Origin of the sequence: Paenirhizobium selenitireducens ATCC BAA-1503, assembly GCF_000518785.1 — a bacterium.
In the GTDB taxonomy this organism is placed as follows: domain Bacteria; phylum Pseudomonadota; class Alphaproteobacteria; order Rhizobiales; family Rhizobiaceae; genus Allorhizobium; species Allorhizobium selenitireducens.
On sequence record NZ_JAEG01000021.1, the window covers coordinates 42,412 to 62,277 of the forward strand.

Annotated in this window: 17 protein-coding genes; 7 read left to right on the forward strand and 10 right to left on the reverse strand. The window is 64.7% G+C overall.

Translation table 11 applies throughout. The features are described 5' to 3' along the window. Positions 1 to 2 precede the first annotated feature (2 nt). From L867_RS0120195 to L867_RS0120220, 6 genes are all read right to left on the reverse strand, one after another. Complete coding sequence (locus tag L867_RS0120195; protein ID WP_232363981.1) at positions 3 to 1,181, reverse strand: alpha-D-ribose 1-methylphosphonate 5-triphosphate diphosphatase; 1,179 nt, start codon at positions 1,179 to 1,181, stop codon at positions 3 to 5. Between the two features lie 124 nt (positions 1,182 to 1,305). Beyond that, on the reverse strand, positions 1,306 to 2,076 hold the full coding sequence (gene fabI, locus L867_RS0120200; RefSeq protein ID WP_028738537.1) for an enoyl-ACP reductase FabI: 771 nt from the start codon (positions 2,074 to 2,076) through the stop codon (positions 1,306 to 1,308). 4 nt (positions 2,077 to 2,080) lie between these two features. Beyond that, on the reverse strand, positions 2,081 to 3,265 hold the full coding sequence (locus tag L867_RS0120205; protein WP_028738538.1) for an acetate/propionate family kinase: 1,185 nt from the start codon (positions 3,263 to 3,265) through the stop codon (positions 2,081 to 2,083). Then, positions 3,262 to 4,668 carry a bifunctional enoyl-CoA hydratase/phosphate acetyltransferase gene (locus tag L867_RS0120210; protein WP_028738539.1) on the reverse strand — a complete coding sequence of 469 codons (1,407 nt, stop codon included), beginning with the start codon at positions 4,666 to 4,668 and terminating at the stop codon, positions 3,262 to 3,264. Before L867_RS0120210 ends, L867_RS0120205 begins: the two co-directional genes overlap by 4 nt. Positions 4,669 to 4,675: 7 nt before the next feature. Then, positions 4,676 to 6,421, reverse strand: a complete 1,746-nt coding sequence (locus L867_RS0120215; RefSeq protein ID WP_232363983.1) for a PHA/PHB synthase family protein — start codon at positions 6,419 to 6,421, stop codon at positions 4,676 to 4,678. A 308-nt stretch (positions 6,422 to 6,729) separates the two neighbouring features. Continuing rightward, positions 6,730 to 7,725, reverse strand: coding sequence for a P1 family peptidase (locus tag L867_RS0120220; protein ID WP_028738541.1), 996 nt, complete (start codon positions 7,723 to 7,725; stop codon positions 6,730 to 6,732). A gap of 243 nt (positions 7,726 to 7,968) precedes the next feature. On the opposite strand from L867_RS0120220, the gene L867_RS0120225 reads away from it, so the two are divergent. The 3 genes from L867_RS0120225 to L867_RS0120235 all read left to right on the forward strand — a co-directional run bounded on the left by L867_RS0120225 (position 7,969) and on the right by L867_RS0120235 (position 10,475). Next, positions 7,969 to 8,535: a DJ-1/PfpI family protein gene (locus tag L867_RS0120225; RefSeq protein WP_028738542.1), complete on the forward strand. Its 567-nt coding sequence runs from the start codon at positions 7,969 to 7,971 to the stop codon at positions 8,533 to 8,535. Between the two features lie 96 nt (positions 8,536 to 8,631). Then, positions 8,632 to 8,982, forward strand: a complete 351-nt coding sequence (locus tag L867_RS0120230; RefSeq protein WP_028738543.1) for a ribbon-helix-helix domain-containing protein — start codon at positions 8,632 to 8,634, stop codon at positions 8,980 to 8,982. Positions 8,983 to 9,143: 161 nt separating this feature from the next. Then, a complete protein-coding gene (locus L867_RS0120235) occupies positions 9,144 to 10,475 on the forward strand; it encodes an NAD(P)/FAD-dependent oxidoreductase (RefSeq protein ID WP_028738544.1) in 1,332 nt (443 codons plus the stop codon). Between the two features lie 143 nt (positions 10,476 to 10,618). Here the strand turns inward: L867_RS0120235 and L867_RS0120240 are convergent, their stop codons facing one another. The 3 genes from L867_RS0120240 to L867_RS0120250 all read right to left on the reverse strand — a co-directional run bounded on the left by L867_RS0120240 (position 10,619) and on the right by L867_RS0120250 (position 14,310). Beyond that, positions 10,619 to 11,527 carry an ABC transporter permease gene (locus L867_RS0120240; RefSeq protein ID WP_028738545.1) on the reverse strand — a complete coding sequence of 303 codons (909 nt, stop codon included), beginning with the start codon at positions 11,525 to 11,527 and terminating at the stop codon, positions 10,619 to 10,621. Further along, the gene (locus tag L867_RS0120245; protein ID WP_028738546.1) at positions 11,520 to 12,530 is read right to left on the reverse strand and encodes an ABC transporter permease; all 1,011 of its coding nucleotides are present in this window, start codon (positions 12,528 to 12,530) and stop codon (positions 11,520 to 11,522) included. The genes L867_RS0120240 and L867_RS0120245 overlap by 8 nt, the downstream gene beginning before the upstream one ends. 73 nt (positions 12,531 to 12,603) lie before the next feature. Beyond that, positions 12,604 to 14,310, reverse strand: coding sequence for a peptide ABC transporter substrate-binding protein (locus L867_RS0120250; protein ID WP_028738547.1), 1,707 nt, complete (start codon positions 14,308 to 14,310; stop codon positions 12,604 to 12,606). Between the two features lie 322 nt (positions 14,311 to 14,632). Between L867_RS0120250 and L867_RS0120255 the strand changes: the two genes are divergently transcribed. The 4 genes from L867_RS0120255 to L867_RS0120270 all read left to right on the forward strand — a co-directional run bounded on the left by L867_RS0120255 (position 14,633) and on the right by L867_RS0120270 (position 19,356). Then, on the forward strand, positions 14,633 to 15,796 hold the full coding sequence (locus tag L867_RS0120255) for a M20 aminoacylase family protein (RefSeq protein ID WP_028738548.1): 1,164 nt from the start codon (positions 14,633 to 14,635) through the stop codon (positions 15,794 to 15,796). 53 nt (positions 15,797 to 15,849) lie between these two features. After that, the gene (locus L867_RS0120260) at positions 15,850 to 17,685 is read left to right on the forward strand and encodes an ABC transporter ATP-binding protein (protein ID WP_028738549.1); all 1,836 of its coding nucleotides are present in this window, start codon (positions 15,850 to 15,852) and stop codon (positions 17,683 to 17,685) included. Positions 17,686 to 17,820: 135 nt separating this feature from the next. Then, on the forward strand, positions 17,821 to 18,480 hold the full coding sequence (locus L867_RS0120265) for an exopolysaccharide biosynthesis protein (RefSeq protein WP_028738550.1): 660 nt from the start codon (positions 17,821 to 17,823) through the stop codon (positions 18,478 to 18,480). Between the two features lie 84 nt (positions 18,481 to 18,564). Next, positions 18,565 to 19,356, forward strand: coding sequence for a carbon-nitrogen hydrolase family protein (locus tag L867_RS0120270; protein WP_028738551.1), 792 nt, complete (start codon positions 18,565 to 18,567; stop codon positions 19,354 to 19,356). 23 nt (positions 19,357 to 19,379) lie between these two features. Here L867_RS0120270 and L867_RS0120275 read toward each other — a convergent pair. Further along, positions 19,380 to 19,866, reverse strand: a 487-nt coding sequence (locus L867_RS0120275; protein WP_028738552.1) for a M10 family metallopeptidase C-terminal domain-containing protein, incomplete at its 5' end; no start/stop codon positions are given.

The window sequence follows — 19,866 nt, forward strand, 5'->3', positions numbered from 1 at the left end:
GATCAGGCGACCCGGTGCCCCTCGCGCCAGACGGCTTTGAGGAACGGATGGCCGTCGTGCACACCGACGCGGATGAGATCCGCGCGCTTGTCCGTGGCGATCTCGCCGCGGTCGGAAAGACCGGCGGCCTCGGCCGGCGCCTTCGTCACCAGACGTACGGCATCCGGCAGCGCGTAGGCGAGCGCCGGATCGTTTGCGATCAGGAAGGCGGCGTCGAGCATGGAGCGCGGCACGTAGTCCGAGGCGAGGATGTCGATCAGCCCTTCCTCCAGCAGTTCGCGCACCGCGACATTGCCGGACTGCGAACCGCCGCGCACGATGTTGGGTGCACCGCCGACGATCAGCATGGAACGGGCGCGCGCCTCGCGGGCCGCTTCCAGCGTGCAGGGGAATTCCGAGATCGCCACGCCCTCGTCAGCCGCGAGGTCGACATGCTCAATATCCGTGTCGTCATGGCTCAAGAGCGGCAGGCCGCGGGCGCGGGCGAGCGCCACGACCTCGGGGCGCACGGTGCGGCCGATGTCCGATTTTTCGGCCACCATCTGGGCGATGCGGTCGCGGATGACCGCTTCGCTCTCGCCGCCTGCCTTCTGCAGGCGGTTGACGTATTGGGCGATGTCGCGGCTCTGGCGGATGCCGGGCAGATGCTCCATCACCGAGACGACGCGCACCAGCGGCCGGTTGATATGGGCGGCGGTCAGTTCCGGCGTGCGCGGATCGACGACTTCGCAGCGCAGGTGAATGAAATGTTCGGCGCGCAGCATGCCGGCGGCCTGGGCGCGCTCCAGCACGTCGATCATCGGGCCGAGGATTTCCGCCCGTTCGCTGTCTTCCGAGGAAACCCCGACGCAGAGGCTGTCGAAGACGGTGGTGACGCCGCCGCCGATGATCTGGGCGTCGTGGGACAGCGCCGCGCGCATATAGTCCCAGCGGACATGCGGACGGGGATAGACGTGTTTTTCGAAGTGGTCGGTGTGAATGTCGACGAGGCCGGGCAGCAGATAATCGCCGCCGAAGTCCAGCGCACCCGCCACCTGCGATCCGGCTTCGACGGAAACGATCTGGCCATCCTCGACCACGACTGTGCCATGGACGATGTCATCGGCCAGCACGATCCGCGCATTGCCGATGACGAGCGGGGTCTTTTCGCCCGATCCGCGGCTCTCAGAAATGGCATTCATCAGCATCGTCCGAACTTCCTTCTGCATGCGGGCGGAGCGGCGGCGGTCCGCCGACTCGCGGGCACCTGTTCGAGGACCGTGCTTAGACGCGCTCCGTGAAGGTTCTGTGTCGGATCTGCACTGCTCAGGCGACCGTGTGGAAGCCCCCGTCGGCATAGATCACCGAACCGGTCATCGGCACGCCGGCGTCGCTGGCGAGAAAGGCGGCGATCTGGCCGATCTCCTCAATGCCGACGAGGCGATGGGCGGGCGTGCGTTCCCGCACCTTGTCGAGCAGTGCATCGAAACGGTCGATGCCCGAGGCGGCGCGGGTCTTCACCGGGCCGGCCGAGATCGCATAAGCGCGGATCCGGCTCTCGGCGAGGTCGGCGGCGAGATAGCGCACGCTCGATTCCAGCGCGGCCTTGACCGGTCCCATCATGTTGTAGTTCTCGACCACCCGGTCGGCGCCGTAGAAGCTGACGGTCATGAGGCTGCCGCCATCCTTCATCAGCGGAACGGCGAGTTTGGCCATGCGGATGAAGGAGTGGCAGGAGACATCCATCGCCATGGCGAAGCCTTCGGCCGAGCAGTTGACGACGCTGGTGTGCAGATCCTCGCGCGGGGCAAAGGCGATGGAATGCAGGACGAAGTCGAGCTTGCCCCATTCGCGTTCGATCCGTTCGAACACCGCTTCCATCTGGCCGGGAATGCGCACATCGAGCGGGACGAACAGGGTGGCGCCGAGCTTATCGGCGACGGGCCGGACGAAGGGTTCGGCCTTCTCGTTGAGATAGGTGACGGCAAGCTCGGCACCGGCGGCGCGAAAGGCCTCGGCGCAGCCGGCGGCGATGCTCATCTCGTTGGCGATGCCGACCACCAGGCCGCGTTTTCCTGCAAGGTTCGTCAAGGACATGCGTTCATTGCTCCTGCTGAAGGACCGACAGCGCTTCGTCCGCGATCACCTGTTCCTCGTCGGTCTCGATGACCATGACCCGCACGCTTGAGCTGGTGGTCGAAATGGTCGGGGCATTGGCGGCGTTGGCGCTCTCGTCCAGTTCGACGCCGAGAAAGGCGAGGCGTTCGCACACGGCGCGGCGGACCGGCGGCTGGTTCTCGCCAATGCCGGCGGTGAAGACCAGGGTATCGAGCCCGCCGATGGTGGCCGAAAGCCTGGCGATCTCGCCGGCGATGCGGAAGGTAAACACGTCGATCGCTTCGGCGGCCTCCGCGGCGCTGCTTTCGAGCAGGGCACGGCTGTCGGCGCTGATGCCGGAGAGGCCGATCAGACCCGATTTATGGTAGACGATGTCTTCGACCTCTTCGCGCGTCAGGCCCAGGCGCGCCATGAAGTGAAAGATCACGCCCGGATCGAGCGCGCCGGAGCGGGTCGCCATGGGGATGCCGTCGATGGTCGAGAAGCCCATGGAACTGTCGCGGCTCAAGCCGTCCTTGATCGCGCAGATGCTGGCGCCGCTGCCGAGATGGGCGACGACGGTTCGCGCCTTGCCGAGATCGGGGCCGATCTTCGCCAAGGCCCCGGCGATGTACTTGTAGGACAGACCGTGGAAGCCGTAGCGCTTGATGCCCTGGTCGAAATATTGGCGCGGAATGGCGAAGCGCTGCACGGTCGCAGACTGGGTGCGGTGGAAGGCGGTGTCGAAGGAGGCAGTCTGCGGCAGATGCTGCTTCAGGTGGCGGATCGCCTCGATCAGCCGCAGGTTCTGCGGCTGGTGCAGCGGCGCGAGCGGTGTCAGCGCGGCGATGTCGGAAAGTGCGGCATCATCGATCAGCACCGGGCCGGCAAAGACGTCGCCGCCATGCACGACGCGGTGGCCGACCGCGGTCACGGCATCAATGTCGAAATGGTCGGCGAGCCAGCCGAAGGTTTCGTCCAGCACCTCATGCAGCACATCGCCGCCCTCGGCCTCGAGCGGTACGTCGAACACTTCAGGTCCTTCGACCAGATGGAAGGTGAGCGGCTTGTGGCGGAAATCGATCATGCCCTTGCCGATGCGCCGCGCCCTGCCGTCCTCGCGCAGGAAGAGACCGATCTTCACCGTCGAGGAGCCGGCATTGAAGGTGAGGAGCAGCTTTTCCTTCATTGGGCCGGCAGCCCTTGCGCCGCGCGCTTGGCGGCGACGAGCTTGGCAAGCGCGGCAGAGGCGATGCGGACCTTTAGGCTGTCGGAGCGGCTGGTCAGAATGATCGGCACGCGGGCGCCGAGCACGAGCCCGGCGGCATCGGCGCCGGCGAAGTAGAGCAACTGCTTGGCCAGCATGTTGCCGGCTTCGAGATCGGGCACGAGCAGGATGTCGGCCTGGCCGGCGACCGGCGAGACGATGCCCTTGGTGCGGGCGGCTTCGAAGCTGATGGCATTGTCGAAGGCCAGCGGCCCGTCGACGCTGCCGCCGGTGATCTGGCCGCGCGACGCCATGACGGTGAGCGCGGCTGCGTCGAGCGTCGCCTGCATCTTGTCGTTGACCGTCTCGACCGCGGCAAGCACGGCGACCTTGGGATTGGGGTTGCCGAGCAGGCGCAGGAGGTCGATGGCGTTCTGGCAGATGTCGCGCTTGTGGTCGAGGGTAGGCGCGATGTTGATTGCCGCGTCGGTCACCACCAGCAGCTTTTCGTAGGCCGGCACGTCCATGGCGTAGACATGGCTGATGCGCCGCGCGGTCTTGAGGCCCGAACCGGGGGCGACGACGGCGCCGAGCAGTTCGTCGGTGTGCAGGCTTCCCTTCATCAGGGTGGAAACCTTGCCGGCGACCGCCAGCTCGACCGCCTTTTCGGCCGCCGCATGGCTGTGCTCGACCGAGATGATCTCGAAGCCGTCGAGCGAGATGCCCGCTTCTGCCGCAGCGGCGCGAATCTTTGCCTCGGGCCCGATCAGGATCGGATCGAGCAGGTTTTCGTCGCGGATCTCCAGGGCCGCCTGGATCGCCTCGGGCGAGCAGGGATGAACGAGGGCGGTCCTGATCAGCGGCAGGGCGCGCGCCTCGGCGATGATGTCCTCGAAGCGGTCATGGTGCTGCGCCACCATGGCCGGCAGGGCGACCTGTGGCCATTCGACCCGCTCAAAGGGAGCAATCACGGTTGCCTGGCCGCTCAGCACGTCATCGCCGTTCTGGTTGGTGCAGCGCGTGTCGAACACGACGATCCGCTTGTCGGCACGCTTCTCGGTCACCGTGACGATCGCGGTAATCGTGTCGCCGGGGAAGACCGGCTTCTGGAAGCGCAGTTCCTGGCCAAGATAGATCGTGCCGGGCCCGGGCAGCTTGGTGCCGAGCACCGCCGAGACCATGGCCGCCGTCCACATGCCGTGGGCAATGATGTGGCCAAAGAAGTCCTTCTCGGCGAATTTGGGGTCGACATGGGCGGGATTGAAATCGCCGGAGGCGAGCGCGAACAGCTCGATGTCTTCGCGACCGATGGTGCGCGCGATCGTGGCGCTGTCACCGACCTTCAACTCCTCGAAAGTGCGGTTCGTAAGCAGGGTCTGGTTCATTGCTACTCTATCTCTGATGGACGTAGGTGCCGGGTGCGGCTTCCTTGGCGACGTAACCGTTTTCGCTCGATCCCATCGGCGGCGGAGCGACCTTAACCGGTGAGGAATGGGATGCAAGCCACACGGACCAGGCCGGCCACCAGGACCCCTCCTGCGACGGGCATTCGGCCATCCATTCCTCGGCGCTGACACAAGGGTCGACGGCCTTCTTGGTCGTCATGCGGAAATGACGATGCGGATGACCGGGCTCGCTGACGATGCCGGCATTGTGGCCGCCGCTGGTCAGGACGAAGGTGACATCGGTGTCGGTCAGGTAATGGATCTTGTAGACCGAGGTCCAGGGCGCCACATGGTCGCGCTCGGTGCCGACGGCAAAGAGCGGAACGCGGATGTTCTGAAGGGCGGCCGGGCGCTCGTCGACCATGAAGCGGCCCGAGGCGAGTTCATTGTCGAGGTAAAGGCGCTGGAGATATTCCGAGTGCATGCGGAACGGCATGCGGGTGGTGTCGGCATTCCAGGCCATCAGGTCGTTGAGCGGCGTGCGTTCCCCCATCAAGTAGTCGTGCACGATGCGCGACCAGACGAGGTCGTTGGAGCGCAGCAGCTGGAAGGCGCCGGCCATCTGGTCTGCGGAGAGGAAGCCACGGTTCCACATCACGCTTTCGAGGAAATGCAGCTGGCTGTGGTCGATGAAGAGGGCGAGCTCGCCCGGCTCGCTGAAATCGGTCTGGGCGGCAAACAGCGTGACCGAAGCCAGACGCTCGTCCTTTGCCCGTGCCATGGCGGCTGCGGCGATCGACAGCAGCGTGCCGCCGAGGCAATAGCCGGTCGCATGGACCTTGCGCTCCGGCACGATGGCATTGATCGCGTCGAGCGCGGCCATGACACCGAGCCGGCGGTAGTCATCGAGGCTCAAGTCGCGGTCGGGGGCGGTCGGATTGTGCCAGGATATGCAGAATACGGTGTGGCCCTGGCTTACCAGGTAGCGGATCAGCGAGTTCTCCGGCGAGAGGTCGAGGATGTAATACTTCATGATCCAGGCCGGAACGATCAGGATCGGTTCGGCGTGGACCGTCTCGGTCGCCGGCGCATACTGGATGAGCTCTATCAGGCGGTTGCGATAGACGACCCGGCCGGGTGTGGTCGCGACCGTCTGGCCTGGCACGAAGTTCTCGGTGCCTGCCGTCGGCCGCTTGGTGAGCTCGCGGTTGGTGTCCTCGATGAAGTTCTTCAAGCCTTCGAGGAAATTCATGCCGCCGGTTTCCAGTGCCCGCTTCTGCACCACCGGATTGGTCAGCGGCGAATTCGACGGCGAGAACATGTCGAGGATCTGGCGCGTGGCAAAGGAGATCACGTCCTCATGATGCGGCGCGACGCCTGGCACGTCGTTTGTGACATTGTGCCACCATTGCTGGTTCAGCAGGAAGCACTGTTCCATCACGTTGTAGGGAAAGTGCTGCCATTCCTCGCCCTTGAACCGGTCGTCGCCCGGCAGGGGCTCGATGCAGGGAGGCGTCTGCGGATCGACGGCCGCGGCGGCCATGTGGGCCGCAAGGCGGTTGCTCTTGCGCACCGCTTTCTGCGCCAGTTCCAGCCGCTTGCCCGGCGCCATTGCCAGGTGGACCGCCCAGTCGTAGACTGCGAGCGACAGGGCGGCGGGCGAAATGCCGCCGGTCAGAGGCGCGATCAGCGCCTCGTTCATCCGGGTCAGCGCCTCGAAGCCGGCGGCCTGGGAACCGTCGTCGAACCCCATGACGTCGAGCGCCGTATCCATGTTGGCGCGCGATGGGTCATCGGCGCGGATCATACTCGATATGGACATGCGATCTTCTCCAGCAGGCTTCGGCGTGTCGTTTCCGCCCACGGATAGCCCAGCATTGTAACGGGGACGCGACCATGAGACCGTCTTTCGGCGGTCGAAATGGTCGTCGTTGCTGCAATGCAATATATGCCTTTGCAGCCGCGATTCAATCGAAGCTGCGTCGCACGCTTAACGCCCTCTTGCGCGTCCGCCCCTCGGCCGCGATGCCATTTGACAAAGCGCAAGGGCGAAGCATCGCTTCAGCCGTAGCGGTCGCGCCAGGAGGCCTGCGCGCCGTCCACGGGCAGGGAGGTTGCCTCGAAGACGCCGCGGGCGATGGCGCGCGCCATGACGAGGGTGGCCAGATGGCAGAGTTCCATGAAATCGGCGGAACTGGTCAGCGGCCGGCGATTGGTGGCGGCGGAGAAGATGGTGTCGCCGTCGGCCGGAAGGTGGGCAGGCAGCACGGCGCGGGCGAGCCCGTCATGGGCCATGATCGACAGGCGATGGGTCTGCGCCTTCGTGAGCGCCGCGTCGGTGACGACCGCGCCGATGGTGGTGGCCGTCAGGTTGATGCCCTTGGCCCGCAGGATGGTGTCGGGCGAGGAGAAATTGGCCGGAAGGCCGATGCCGCCGAACTCGTCGTCCAGCTCGAAGGGGGCGGCCCAGAAGAACGGGCCGTCGCCGATCGTCGCCGAGCCCATGGCATTGACCGCGGCAATCGCGGCGATGGTATGGCCGCCGCTGGTCATCGCGCTGGCCGAGCCGAGCCCGCCCTTGAAGGTGGCGGTCGTCGCGCCGGTGCCGGCGCCGACGCTGCCGAGATCGAACGGCCCGTGTTTCGCCGCCATGAAGGCATCATAGCCCATGTCGCGATAGGGCGAATGCAGGCCCCAGTCCTTGTTCCCGCCGTTGAGCAGATCCATGAGGATCGCCTGCGGCACGATCGGCACGCGGACATCGCCGACCGGGAAGCCGCGACCGATGGCACGCAGCCCCGCCTGCACGCCGCCGGCGGCATCGAGGCCGAAGGCGGACCCTCCCGACAGCACGAAGGCATCGACCGCCTCCACCGTCATTGCCGGATCGAGCAGTGCCGTCTCGCGCCCGCCCGGCGCCCCGCCGAGCACGCTGCCCGACGCCGTGGCCGGCTGATCGAAGACGATCACCGTGACGCCCGAGCCGAGCTTCAGGTCGGCCGCATGGCCGACGGCAACGCCCTCGACATCGGTCAGAAGATTGAGTTGGGACGTCATGCCGCTCCTCGTATGCGCTTCGGTTCGACGGGAACCATCTATGGCCTTGAAAATATGCGCGGAGATTGGCCTCGTCCGTGATCGGAATCAAGCCACAGGAGGAGGATGGTGGCGCGGAGGCGAAAGGCCGCAAGATACGCAGCTGCCCGGTCTTCGAAAAATATCGCTGTAGTATGGCGATAATACCCGCCGCCGCAGGTGATTTGCTAGCGTCCGCCCGACATTCCAGAACGGGAGGATGACATGTCGAAGAAGATCCTGATGATTACCGGCGATTTCGCCGAAGACTACGAGACCATGGTGCCGTTCCAGACGCTGCTGGCCTGTGGGTATTCCGTTGACGCCGTCTGCCCCGGCAAGAAGGCCGGCCAGACCATCGCCACCTCGATCCACGATTTCGAAGGCGACCAGACCTATACGGAAAAGCGCGGCCATAATTTCGCGCTCAACGCCACCTTCGCTGACATCAAGGCATCGGACTATGACGCGCTGGTCATTCCGGGCGGCCGGGCGCCGGAATATCTGCGCCTCAATCCGGAGGTGATTGCCGCCGTGAAGCACTTCTTCGACGCCGACAAGCCGGTTGCCGCCGTCTGCCACGGCGCGCAGATCCTCGCTGCTGCCCGCGTGCTCGAAGGCCGCACCTGCTCGGCCTATCCGGCCTGCCGCCCCGAAGTGGAACTCGCCGGCGGCACCTATGCCGACATCGCCATCGACGCGGCCGTCACCGACGGCAAGCTGGTGACCGCGCCTGCCTGGCCGGCCCATCCGGCATGGCTGAAGCAGTTCATGGCGGTGCTCTCCGCCTGATCCACGACGTTTTGCCGAGGCGGCGGGGCTTTGCGAGCTCCGCCGTTTCGCGATAGGGTCTGATCCACGTCGACGCCGCACATTCGGGAGGAAACCATGTGCAAGCTCTTCATCCAGGCCGATCCGGGCCTCTGGGAAAGCCAGACGAAGTCGCTTCGGATCGACGGCATGGTGACCAGCGTGCGGTTGGAGAACTTCTTCTGGATGACGCTGGAAGAGGTCGGTCGCCGCGACGGCATGACGGTGATCCAGCTGATCGCCAAGCTCTATCATGAATCGATCGACGCCGGGCATGATCTCGGCAACTTCACCTCGTTCCTGCGCGTCTGCTGCGGCCGTTATCTGGCGCTTCAGCTGTCCGGCGACATACCGGCCAATCCCGACCTGCCGATCGCGGCGCTCGATGCTGACCACATCCTGACGGTCGAGAAGGCGAAGTATCACTGACCTACAGACAGGGTTCGTCCTGTCGTCTTTGGAACGCGCTGCGTCAGCCTGCCGGCGTGACGAAGCGATTCGCCGGTGCTATAGCTTGGCCATTGCACCGGCAGCCAGTCGACGTCCTTCATCGCCTGCCGGACCCCTTTGTCTTCAGGAGTTCATCCCCCATGCCCGGTCCCAAGGTCGTTCCCGTTCAAGGTGACGCGCACATGCCCGCCCGCGTCGACGTCGTCGTCATCGGTGGCGGCATCATCGGCGTGTCGACGGCGCTGGAGCTGGCCGAACGCGGCGTGTCGGTGGCGCTGTGCGAAAAGGGCGGCATCGGCGAGGAGCAGTCGAGCCGCAACTGGGGCTGGGTACGCATTTCCTGGCGCGATCCGCGCGAAGTGCCGCTGATGGCCGAGGCGATCCGCATCTGGCAGGGGCTCGACGCCCGAACCGGCCGCGACACCGGCTACAAGCAGTGCGGCATCGTCTTTGCCTCGCTCGACGACAAATATGCGGCGAAGAATGCCGAGTGGCCGGATGTCCTCAGCGACTACCAGATGAAGTCGCGGATGATCGACCGGTCGGAATTCAGCGGGCTCTATCCCGGCATGAAGCACGACTTCAAGAGCGCGCTGTTCACGCCGGCCGACGGCCGCGCCGAGCCGCAGAAGGCCGCACCGGCGATCGCCGAGGCGGCGCGCGACAAGGGCGCGCATATTTTGACGAACTGCGCGGTACGCGGCATCGAGACGTCGGGTGGAAAGATCTCCGGCGTGGTCACCGAGCGCGGGTCGATCGCCTGTTCCTCGGTCGTTCTGGCCGGCGGCGCCTGGTCGAGCCTGTTTGCCCGCAATGCCGGCATCGACCTGCCGCAGCTGAAGGTGATGAACACCGTCATCCGCACCAAGCCGATCGAGGGCGGGCCGGAACACACGCTCTACGGAAAGGATTTCGCTTTCCGCAAGCGCCAGGATGGCGGCTACACCATCGCCTCGCGCTACGACAACATCGTCGAGATCGTGCCGGACAGTTTCCGCTACATGCTGAAGTTCCTGCCGGCGCTGAAGAGCGAATGGCGTTCGCTGCGTTTCCGGGTCTCCGGCCGCTTCCTTGAGGAAGGCCGCATGGCGCAAAGCTGGCGCATGGACGAGGAAACGCCGTTCGAGCGCTGCCGGGTGCTTGACCCAAAACCCTCGGACAAGTGGACCAATCATGCGCTGGCGCAGCTGAAGAAGGACTATCCGGTCTTCGCCAAGGCGGAGATCGAGCAGCGCTGGGCCGGCTATATCGACGTGTCTCCGGACGCCGTGCCGGTGATCTCGCCGGTGGAGGAAGTTCCCGGCTTCTTTATCGCCACAGGTTTTTCCGGTCATGGTTTCGGCATCGGGCCGGGAGCGGGGCGGTTGATGGCGGACCTCGTCACCGGCCATGCCCCTTGCGTCGACCCGACGGCCTTCCGCCTCTCGCGTTTCTTCGATGGCTCGAAGATCGAGATCATCAGCGGGGTGTGAGGCGGCTCCCTCTTCTCCCCGGCGGGGAGAAGTGCCGAGCGAATGCGAGGCGATGAGGGGGCCATGCGCACGAGATCAGTTGGCTTCGCCCCCCCCTCATCCGGCCCTTCGGGCCACCTTCTCCCCGATGGGGAGAAGGGAGTTCAGCGCTTCATCGTCCTCGGATCGAGCGCATCTCGGATGGCGTCGCCGATATAGTTGACGCTCAGCACCGTGAGCGAGATGGCCAGACCCGGCCAGAGCACGCGCGACGGGTTGATCTGCAGGAAGTTGGCGCCGTCGAACAAAAGCCGGCCCCAGGTCGGGAAGTCCGACGGGAAGCCGAGGCCGAGGAAGGACAGCGCCGATTCCGTGATGATCGCCGAAGCGATGCCGAGCGTCGCCGAAACCATGATCGAGCTCATGACGTTCGGCAGGATGTGCTTGAGGATCACCCGGTATTCCCACATGCCGCTCGCCTTGGCCGCCAGCACGAACTCCTGGCTTTTGACCGCCAGCACGTCGCCGCGCACGATGCGGGCGGTGTGCATCCAGCTGGTCACTCCGATGACGAAGACGATCAGGATGAAGATCCCCGTCTCCGGGCCGAAGGCGGCCCTGAGCGTGTCGCGGAACAGCATGATGATCACCAGCAGCAGCGGCAGCAGCGGCAGGGCGAGGAACAGGTCGGTGATCCGCATCAGCATGCCGTCGATCCGCTTGAAGTAACCGGACAGGACGCCGACCAGCGTGCCGAGCAGCAGGGCCAGCAGCATGGCCGTGATGCCGACGGCAAGCGAGATCTGCCCGCCGGCGAGCACCTGGGCCAGCATGTCGTGGCCAAGATTATCGGTGCCGAAGGGATGTGCCCAGGACGGCCCCTGGTTCTTCGCCTTGATGTCGATCTTGTTCGGGTCGATCGTGTGAATGAACGGCCCGAGATAGACGGCGACCACGATGAAGGCGAAGACGATAAGGCCCGCGACGCCGCCCGGATGCGCCCGGAACTGGCGCCAGAGATCGCTGGCGAACGAGCCGCTCGGCTTTTCGATGGTGGCGATGGCGTCAGTCATAGCGAATCCTCGGATCGAGAATGCCGTAGAGGACGTCGGCAATCAGGTTGAAGAGCACGATCAGCACCGCGAAGATGAAGGTGAGCGTCTGCACCAGCGGGATGTCGGCGCCCTGGATGGCGGTGATCAGCAATTGGCCAAGCCCGTTCACCCGGAAGATCTGTTCGGTGATGATGGCACCGGAGAAAATGGTCGGAACGCCGAGCGCAATCACGGTGACGACCGGGATCAGGCTGTTGCGCAGCACGTGCACCAGAAGCACGACCTTTTCCTTCACCCCCTTGGCCCGCGCGGTGCGGACATAGTCCTGGTGCAGGTTGTCCAGCATCGAGGCCCGTACGAAGCGGCTGATCTGCGAGGTATTGTAGAGCGTGAGCACGACGACCGGCAGGAACATCTGCCTGACCTGGGCGACGAAACTTGACCAGTCATTGACGACGAGATTGGTGTCGTAGATCGACGGGAACCACTGCAGGTGCGAGCTGAAGATGACGATCAGCAGCACGCCGGTGAAGAAGGTCGGCACGGAATAGCCGACCATCGAGACGAAGGTGCCGATCTGGTCGAACACCGAATACTGCTTGTAGGCCGAGATCACGCCGATCGGGATCGCCAGCAGGACGCCGAACAGATAGGACAGGCCGACCACCCACAGCGTCTGCGGCAGGCGCTGGACGATCAGGTCGACGACCGGGCTGCGGGTGGCCCAGGACAGCACGCGCAGGCGTTGACCCGTGCCGATGGTCAGCCCGGTGAGCTGTTCGAAGATGTTCAGCGGTTCGTTGATGAAGAACTGCTGCAGCCATTTGAGGAAGCGGATGAAGAAGGGTTGATCCAGGCCCAGGGCTGCTCGCATCTGTTCGCGAACTTCGGGCGGAATGGTCAAGGGCAGGTCGCCGAGGGGATCGTTGGGAGCGAGATCCAGCAGGGCGAAAATGATGAAACTGATAATCAGCAACGTCGGGATTGCAAACAGCAATCGCCGCAGAGTGTAGGTGAACATCGGATGGTCCCCTGACTGTCACGAAGAGGGCGGTCGCCGGGCCGGCGGGGATGCAGGCCCGGCGAAACGGCACTTACTTCTTGCGAGTCCAGTCAGCGACGTTCCACAGTTCGCTGTCCCAGGCGTTCATCTTGACGCCTTCGAGGGTTACCGAATGGGATGAGACGCTACCGCGATGGATGAGCGGGATCTGCGCCACGTCGTTGGTCAGCATGTCGTTCAGCTTCTTGGCGATGACCGCGCGGTCCTCGAGCTTGGCGGTCTTGCCGAGTTCGATGACCAGCTTGTCATAGTCCGCGTTGCAGTAACGGACGATGTTCTCGCCCTGCCAGCCATTGGCCGGGCTCGGGATCTTGTCGCACATCCAGCCGGCCATGTACTTCTCCGGATCGGTGCCGTCGAAGTTGTTGGTGTACATCTGGAGGTCGGCATAGAACTTCTGGAAGGTGTCCGGGGAGGCCGGATCGCCGCCGAAGAAGACCGAGGCCGCGATGTTGCGCAGTTCGACATCGACGCCGATCTGCGACCACATGTCCTTGACCAGGGCCTGGGTGGCCTGACGCACCGAGTTGGTGGAGCTCTGGTAGAGGAAGGACAGCTTCACGCCGTCTTTCTCGCGGATGCCGTCGGAGCCCTTCACCCAGCCGGCATCGTCGAGCAGCTTGTTGGCGCCTTCGACGTCCTGCTTGAGGCACCAGTCGACGTCGGTCGACTTGTAGATATCCGGCGCCGGCAGGATGTTGCAGGTCGGCTGACCCGCTTCGCCGTAGCCGGCCTCGTCGATGATGTCGCGGTCGATGGCGAGCGACAGGGCCTTGCGAACGGCCGGATCCTTGAAGGCCGGATGGGGACCTGCTTCCTTGGTGGAACGCTTGTCGCCGAGCGAGGAGTCGACGGCGAAGGCGTTGACGTCGATACGTTCGACCTGGGTACCGAAGGCGGTGACCAGCGTGCCCTTGCCGGCGGCGACCATGGTGGCGAGGATTTCCGGCTCGACCTGCATGTTCCACGCATAGTCGAATTCGCCGGTCTCGAGCACGGCACGGGCGGCCGATGCCGCGTCACCGCCACCCTTCAGCGTCACGGTGGCGAAAGCGGGCTTGGCCGGGTCACGATAGTTGGCATTGGCTTCGAAGGTGATGACGTCGTTGGCCTTGAATTCCTTGACGACAAAGGGGCCGGTGCCGATCGGGCCGAAGTTGGCGGCGGTGCATTCCGGAGCCTTGGCGCCGAGGCAATCCTTGAACTGGGCTGCCTGGATGAGCGGCGACTGGGCACCGACAAAGGCGCTATAGGGGTAGGGCTTGGCTTCGGCGAAGGACACCTTGATGGTGGAGGCGTCGACCGCCTCGACATTGGTCACGCCTTCGTAATACGCGGCCTGGGCGCAGCCGCCGTCCGGCGCCGTGCAGTACTTCCAGGTGAAGATGGCGTCTTCGGCGGTCACGGCCGAGCCGTCCGACCACTTGAGATCGGGCTTCAGCTTCCAGGTAATGCTCTTCAGGTCGGCCGCGACGCCGCCGTTCTCGACGGTCGGGATTTCGGCGGCCAGCATCGGCACCAGTCCACCCGTCTCGTCATAGCGGGCGAGCGGCTCGAGCACCATCGACGAGCTGTAGACTTCCTTGGTGCCGCCGGACAGATAGGGGTTGAGGGTGGAAACGGCCTGCCAGAAGAGGATCTTGAGTTCGCCGTCCGAGCCTCGCTCGGCCAGCGCAGGCGCGGCCTGGAAGGCCAGCGCTGCAGCCGAAGCTGCCAATAGTATGCGAAGTTTCTGCATGTCGTCGTTCCCCTGTTTTTATAGTTGGAGTTGTGATCGTCAGTGCGGCCGAAGGAGAGTTCCCGCTCTCCCGGCAATCAAGGCCCGTCTTGTTTATATATCGGGCCCTGTTTCGTAATTTTGATTTTCTGGCCTCCGCTGAAAGTCGCCGCCCGTTCGAAAAGTCATCCGAAGATGGCGGGCCTGATCAAAATTTGAGCCATCTAAGCATAGGCCTATTTTGCGTTCAAGGCGGAAAATTGCGGCTTGCAAAAGCGCTTTGAGGCAGCGCAGTATGGCGCAACAAGAGTGGGAACTAAAAAAATAATCGAGGACCGAACGCATGCCTGTGTTGAATCGTGCCAGCGAACTGCAGGGCGAGGTTGCCGCCTGGCGCCGCCATCTTCATGAGAACCCGGAGTTGCTGTTCGACGTCTACGAGACGGCCGAATTCGTCGCCGAGAAGCTGACATCCTTCGGTTGTGACGTGGTCGAGACCGGCATTGGCCGGACCGGCGTCGTCGCCATCATCAAGGGCAACCGCGGCGACGGGCCTGTCGTCGGTTTTCGGGCCGACATGGATGCGCTGCCGATCTACGAGACGAGTGGCAAGGAATGGGCGTCCAAGACGCCGGGCAAGATGCATGCCTGCGGCCATGACGGACATACCGCCATGCTGCTGGGGGCCGCGAAATATCTCGCCGAGACCCGCAATTTCCGCGGCTCCGTCGCGGTGATCTTCCAGCCGGCCGAAGAGGGCGGCGGCGGCGGCCGCGAAATGGTCGAGGATGGCATGATGGAGACCTTCGGGATTTCCCAGGTCTATGGCATGCACAATCACCCCGGCATCCCGGTCGGCCACTTCGCCACCCGCAAGGGTTCGGTGATGGCGGCCGCAGACGAATTCGAGCTCATCGTGCACGGGCGCGGCGGCCATGCGGCGCAGCCGCACAAGACCATCGACCCGGTGCTGGTCTCCTCCCACATCGTCATCGCGCTGCAGGCGATCGCCTCGCGCGAAGTGGATCCGCTGAAATCGGTGGTCGTCACGGTGGCGACTGTGCATGGCGGCGAGGCATCGAACGTCATCCCCAACACCGTCAAGCTGACCGGCACGATCCGCACGCTCCTGCCCGAGACCCGGGACTATGCCGAAAAGCGCCTGAGCGAGGTGGCGAACGGCATCGCCTCGAGCTTCGGCGCCAGCGCCGACGTGCATTACCGGCGCGGCTATCCGGTGACCTTCAACCATGCTCACGAGACCGAGTTCGCGCTGGGCGTGATGCGGCGGATCTCCGGCGAACGGGCGGTGGAGGGCGACCTGCCGCCGATGATGGGGGCGGAAGACTTTTCCTACATGTTGGAGGCGCGTCCCGGCAGTTTCGTCTTCATCGGCAACGGCGACAGCGCCAACCTTCACCATTCGGCCTACGACTTCAATGACGAGGCGATCCCCTATGGCATCAGCTACTGGGTGACGCTCGCGGAGACGGCGCTCGCGGCGTAAGGCCGCGACCCCAGGTTCTTGTCGGAAATCGCAGGCTTCAAGGGATGTGTCGGATGGTGGATAAGGCGAATGGCAATCTTCAGGGCGACGCCCCGGTCCTCTCGGTCCGGGATCTGACGACCTCGTTCAAGGTCGGCGACGAGTGGCGGTCGGTGGTCAAGGGCGTAAGCTTCGATGTCGCTCCGCGCGAAACCGTGGCGATCGTCGGCGAATCCGGCTCGGGCAAGAGCGTCACCTCCCTGTCGATCATGCGGCTGCTGCCGCAGAATTCGAGCCGCATCGAAGGCAGCGTCAAGCTGAACGGGCGCGAGCTGCTGACGCTCGGCTCCGAGGAGATGCGCCGGGTGCGCGGCAACGAGATCGCCATGATCTTCCAGGAGCCGATGACCTCGCTCAACCCGATCTTCCCGATCGGCAAGCAGATCGCCGAGGCGATCACCTGCCATCGCGACGTGTCGGCAGCCGAGGCGAAGGCCGAGGTGCTGCGCCTTCTGGACAAGGTCCGCATCCCGAACGCGAAAAACCGTTTCGGCGACTATCCGCATCAGTTTTCCGGCGGCATGCGCCAGCGCGTGATGATCGCCATGGCGCTCGCCAGCCGCCCGAAGCTTCTGATCGCCGACGAGCCGACGACGGCGCTCGACGTCACCATCCAGGGCCAGATCCTCGACCTGATCAAGATGCTGCAGGACGAGGAAGGCATGGCGGTGCTGTTCATCACCCATGACATGGGCGTGGTGGCGGAAGTCTCCGACCGGACGATCGTGATGTTCCGCGGCGAGGCGGTGGAGACCGGCTCGACCGACGATATCTTCAATCGCGGCAAGCATCCCTATACGCGGGCGCTGCTCTCGGCCGTGCCGAAGCTTGGCTCGATGGGCGGGCGCGAACGGCCGATGCGCTTTCCGGTGATCGATATCGTGACGGGCGAAACCCGGATTCCGGAGACGGAGGCCGGCGGCGTCGACGGCGCCAAGCGGCCGGTGCTGGAGGTGAAAGACCTCACCACGCGCTTCGACATTCATTCCGGCCTGCTCGGCCGCAAGAGCGGCGCCGTACACGCGGTGGAGAACGTTTCCTTCGACCTGCGCGAAGGCGAGACGCTGGCGCTGGTCGGCGAATCCGGCTGCGGCAAGTCGACGACGGGACGCTCGATCACCCGGTTGGTCGAGCCGACCGCCGGCGCGATCTCGCTCGACGGCTACGACGTCGTCAACCTTGACAGGACGGCGTTGCGCAGGATGCGGCGCAGCATCCAGATGGTTTTCCAGGATCCCTTCGCCAGCCTCGATCCGCGCATGAGCGTCGGCAGCGCGGTCATGGAACCCTTCGTCGAGCATGGGCTGGGGACGAAGTCGCAAGCGCGCGACAAGGCCGCCGACCTGCTCGAGCGGGTTGGTTTGAAGTCCGACATGATGCGGCGCTACCCGCACGAATTTTCCGGGGGGCAGCGCCAGCGCGTCGCCATCGCCCGCTCGCTGATGCTCGATCCGAAGGTGATCGTCGCCGACGAGGCGGTCTCGGCGCTCGACGTGTCGATCAAGGCGCAGGTCTGCAACCTGCTGCTCGACCTGCAGCAGAGCTTCAATCTCGCCTACCTGTTCATCTCCCACGACATGGCCGTCGTCGAGCGGGTGAGCCACCGGGTGGCGGTGATGTATCTCGGCGAGATCGTCGAGATCGGTCCGCGCCAGGCGGTTTTCGACAATCCTCAACACGCCTATACGCGGAAGCTGATGGCGGCGGTGCCGATCCCGGATCCGGCGCGGCGCAGCCTGAAGCGCAACATCTCCACCGACGAGATCAAGAGCCCCGTCCGGCCGGTCGGCTACGTGCCGCCAGTCCGGCAGTATCGCGAAGTCTCGGCCGGACATCTCGTGCAGATGTAGGGGGCGCGCGTACTTGCGCCCGCCTGCCAAATTTCCGCCGCAGGTGCAGGCTTCGCCGGCCCCTGATCAAACATCCGTCATTGTTTTGGGCTAGGGGCAATAGGGAATTCGGGCGAGAGCCGGTGGGGAAATGGCATGGCAGAGACGAGCGGCGAGCGTGCGAACGATCCGAGGGATCGCAAATCGCAGAGGCATGGCGGCCGGCTCTCCGACATCCTGATGGCGATCGCCGGCGACGAGAGCCGGGAGCGTGTATCCGTCGCCGATATCTTCCGGGCCATGGGCGATCGCGCCTTCGGCGCGCTGATCCTGATCTTCGCATTGCCCAACATCATTCCGACACCGCCCGGCACCTCGGCCTTGACCGGCGCTCCGCTCGTCTTCCTCTCCGCCCAGCTGATGCTCGGCCAGTCGCCCTGGCTGCCGAAGATCATCGCCGAGCGGTCGATGACGCGCGGCGACTTCGCCTCGATCGTCAGTCGCATTTCGCCCTGGCTGGCGCGCGGCGAGCGTATGCTGCGGCCGCGCCTCGGCTTTCTCATCTATCCGCCCGCCGAATATCTCATCGGCCTGCTCTGTCTCATCCTGTCGACCGTGCTGATCCTGCCCGTGCCGCTTGGCAATATCCTGCCGGCGATCGCGATCTGCCTGTTCTCGTTTGGCATTCTTGAACGGGACGGCCTCTGCGTGGTGCTGGGAACGGCGATGTTCGTCGTCTCGCTGACGGTGGTCGCCGGCGTGCTCTTTGCCCTGGTCAAGGGCTTCATCCTGCTGCTGACGACGACGATCTTCTGACGGCGGAAAACTGTTTGCCGCGCTTCAATCTAGCCAGGAAACGTTCTATCGTCCGCGCATCGAATTTTACGCGCAGGACATGCCATGTTGATCTCGCTCTACCAGATGCAGCCGGTTTCCGGCGATGCGGCCGCCAATCTCGCCAAGATTGCTCAGGCGGCAGAAGCCGCGAGCGACATGGGCGCGGAACTGCTGGTCACGCCGGAACTCGCCGTCAGCGGCTACGGCCTGACGCCCGAGCGCTTTGCCGAAATCGCCGAAGGTCGTGACGGCGAGATCGTCGGGGCGCTGTGCGACATCGCCGCCGAGTTCCAGCTTGCGGTTTGCGCCGGGTTTCCGGAGCGCGACGGCGAGGCGGTCTACAATTCGGCGGTCGTGGCCCGGCCCGACGGCACCTGTGAATTCTACCGCAAGGGCCATCTCTACGGCGACGGCGAGCGGGCCTGCTTCGTGCCCGGCGCGGACGTGCCGCAGGTCTTCGACCTGTTCGGCATCCGCACCGGCATGCTGATCTGCTACGACGTGGAGTTTCCGGAATATGTGCGCACGCTGGCGCTGGCCGGTGCCGAACTGGTGCTGGTGCCCACGGCCCTTCCGAACGGCGACATCAGCCGACGCGTCGCCGACATGGTGGTGCCGACCCGCGCCTTCGAGAACGGCATCTTCCTCGTCTATGCCGATCTCTGCGGCGAGGAGGGCACGTTCTCCTATAGCGGGCGCTCGGCGATCATCGGCCCCGACGGCGACGAACTGGCCCGCGCCGGCACGCGCGAAACCCTGCTCGTCGCGGAGATGGACACCGCCGCCTATGACGACTGCCGCCGGCAGAACCCCTATCTCGCCGACCGGCGGACGGGGCTCTATCGGCTGGGATAGGATCGGCGCATCCGCAGCAGACCTCAGATCACCGTGAAGTCGAGATTGGTCATCAGCAGTCCCGGATCGAGCACGGCGATCAGCACGCTCCCGCCGGCGGCGTTGCCGTTGCTGTCATAGAAGAGATTGCCGGTGTCGCTCTCGTAGATGATGCGGTCGCTTGCATCCTGGGCGAGGCCGGTGGTGTTGCGCACGAAGGCCGCGGCCGCGAGCACGCCGACCGCGCCGATCGTGGTGAAAACGCTGTTTTCCAGCGAAATCGTGTCGTCAGCCACCGAAAAGTCGGTGATCGTATCGACATTGGTTGCGGCATTCGGGGTTGATTGGAAGACGAAGGTGTCTGCGCCGGTCCCGCCGGTCAGCGTGTCATTGCCGACATTGCCGAAGAGCCTGTCGACCCCCGCGCCGCCGTTGATGGTGTCGTTGCCGCCTGCGCCATTGAGAATGTTGTTGCCGCTATTGCCGGTCAGCAGGTTGTTGAGCGCATTGCCGACGCCATTGATGTTGCCG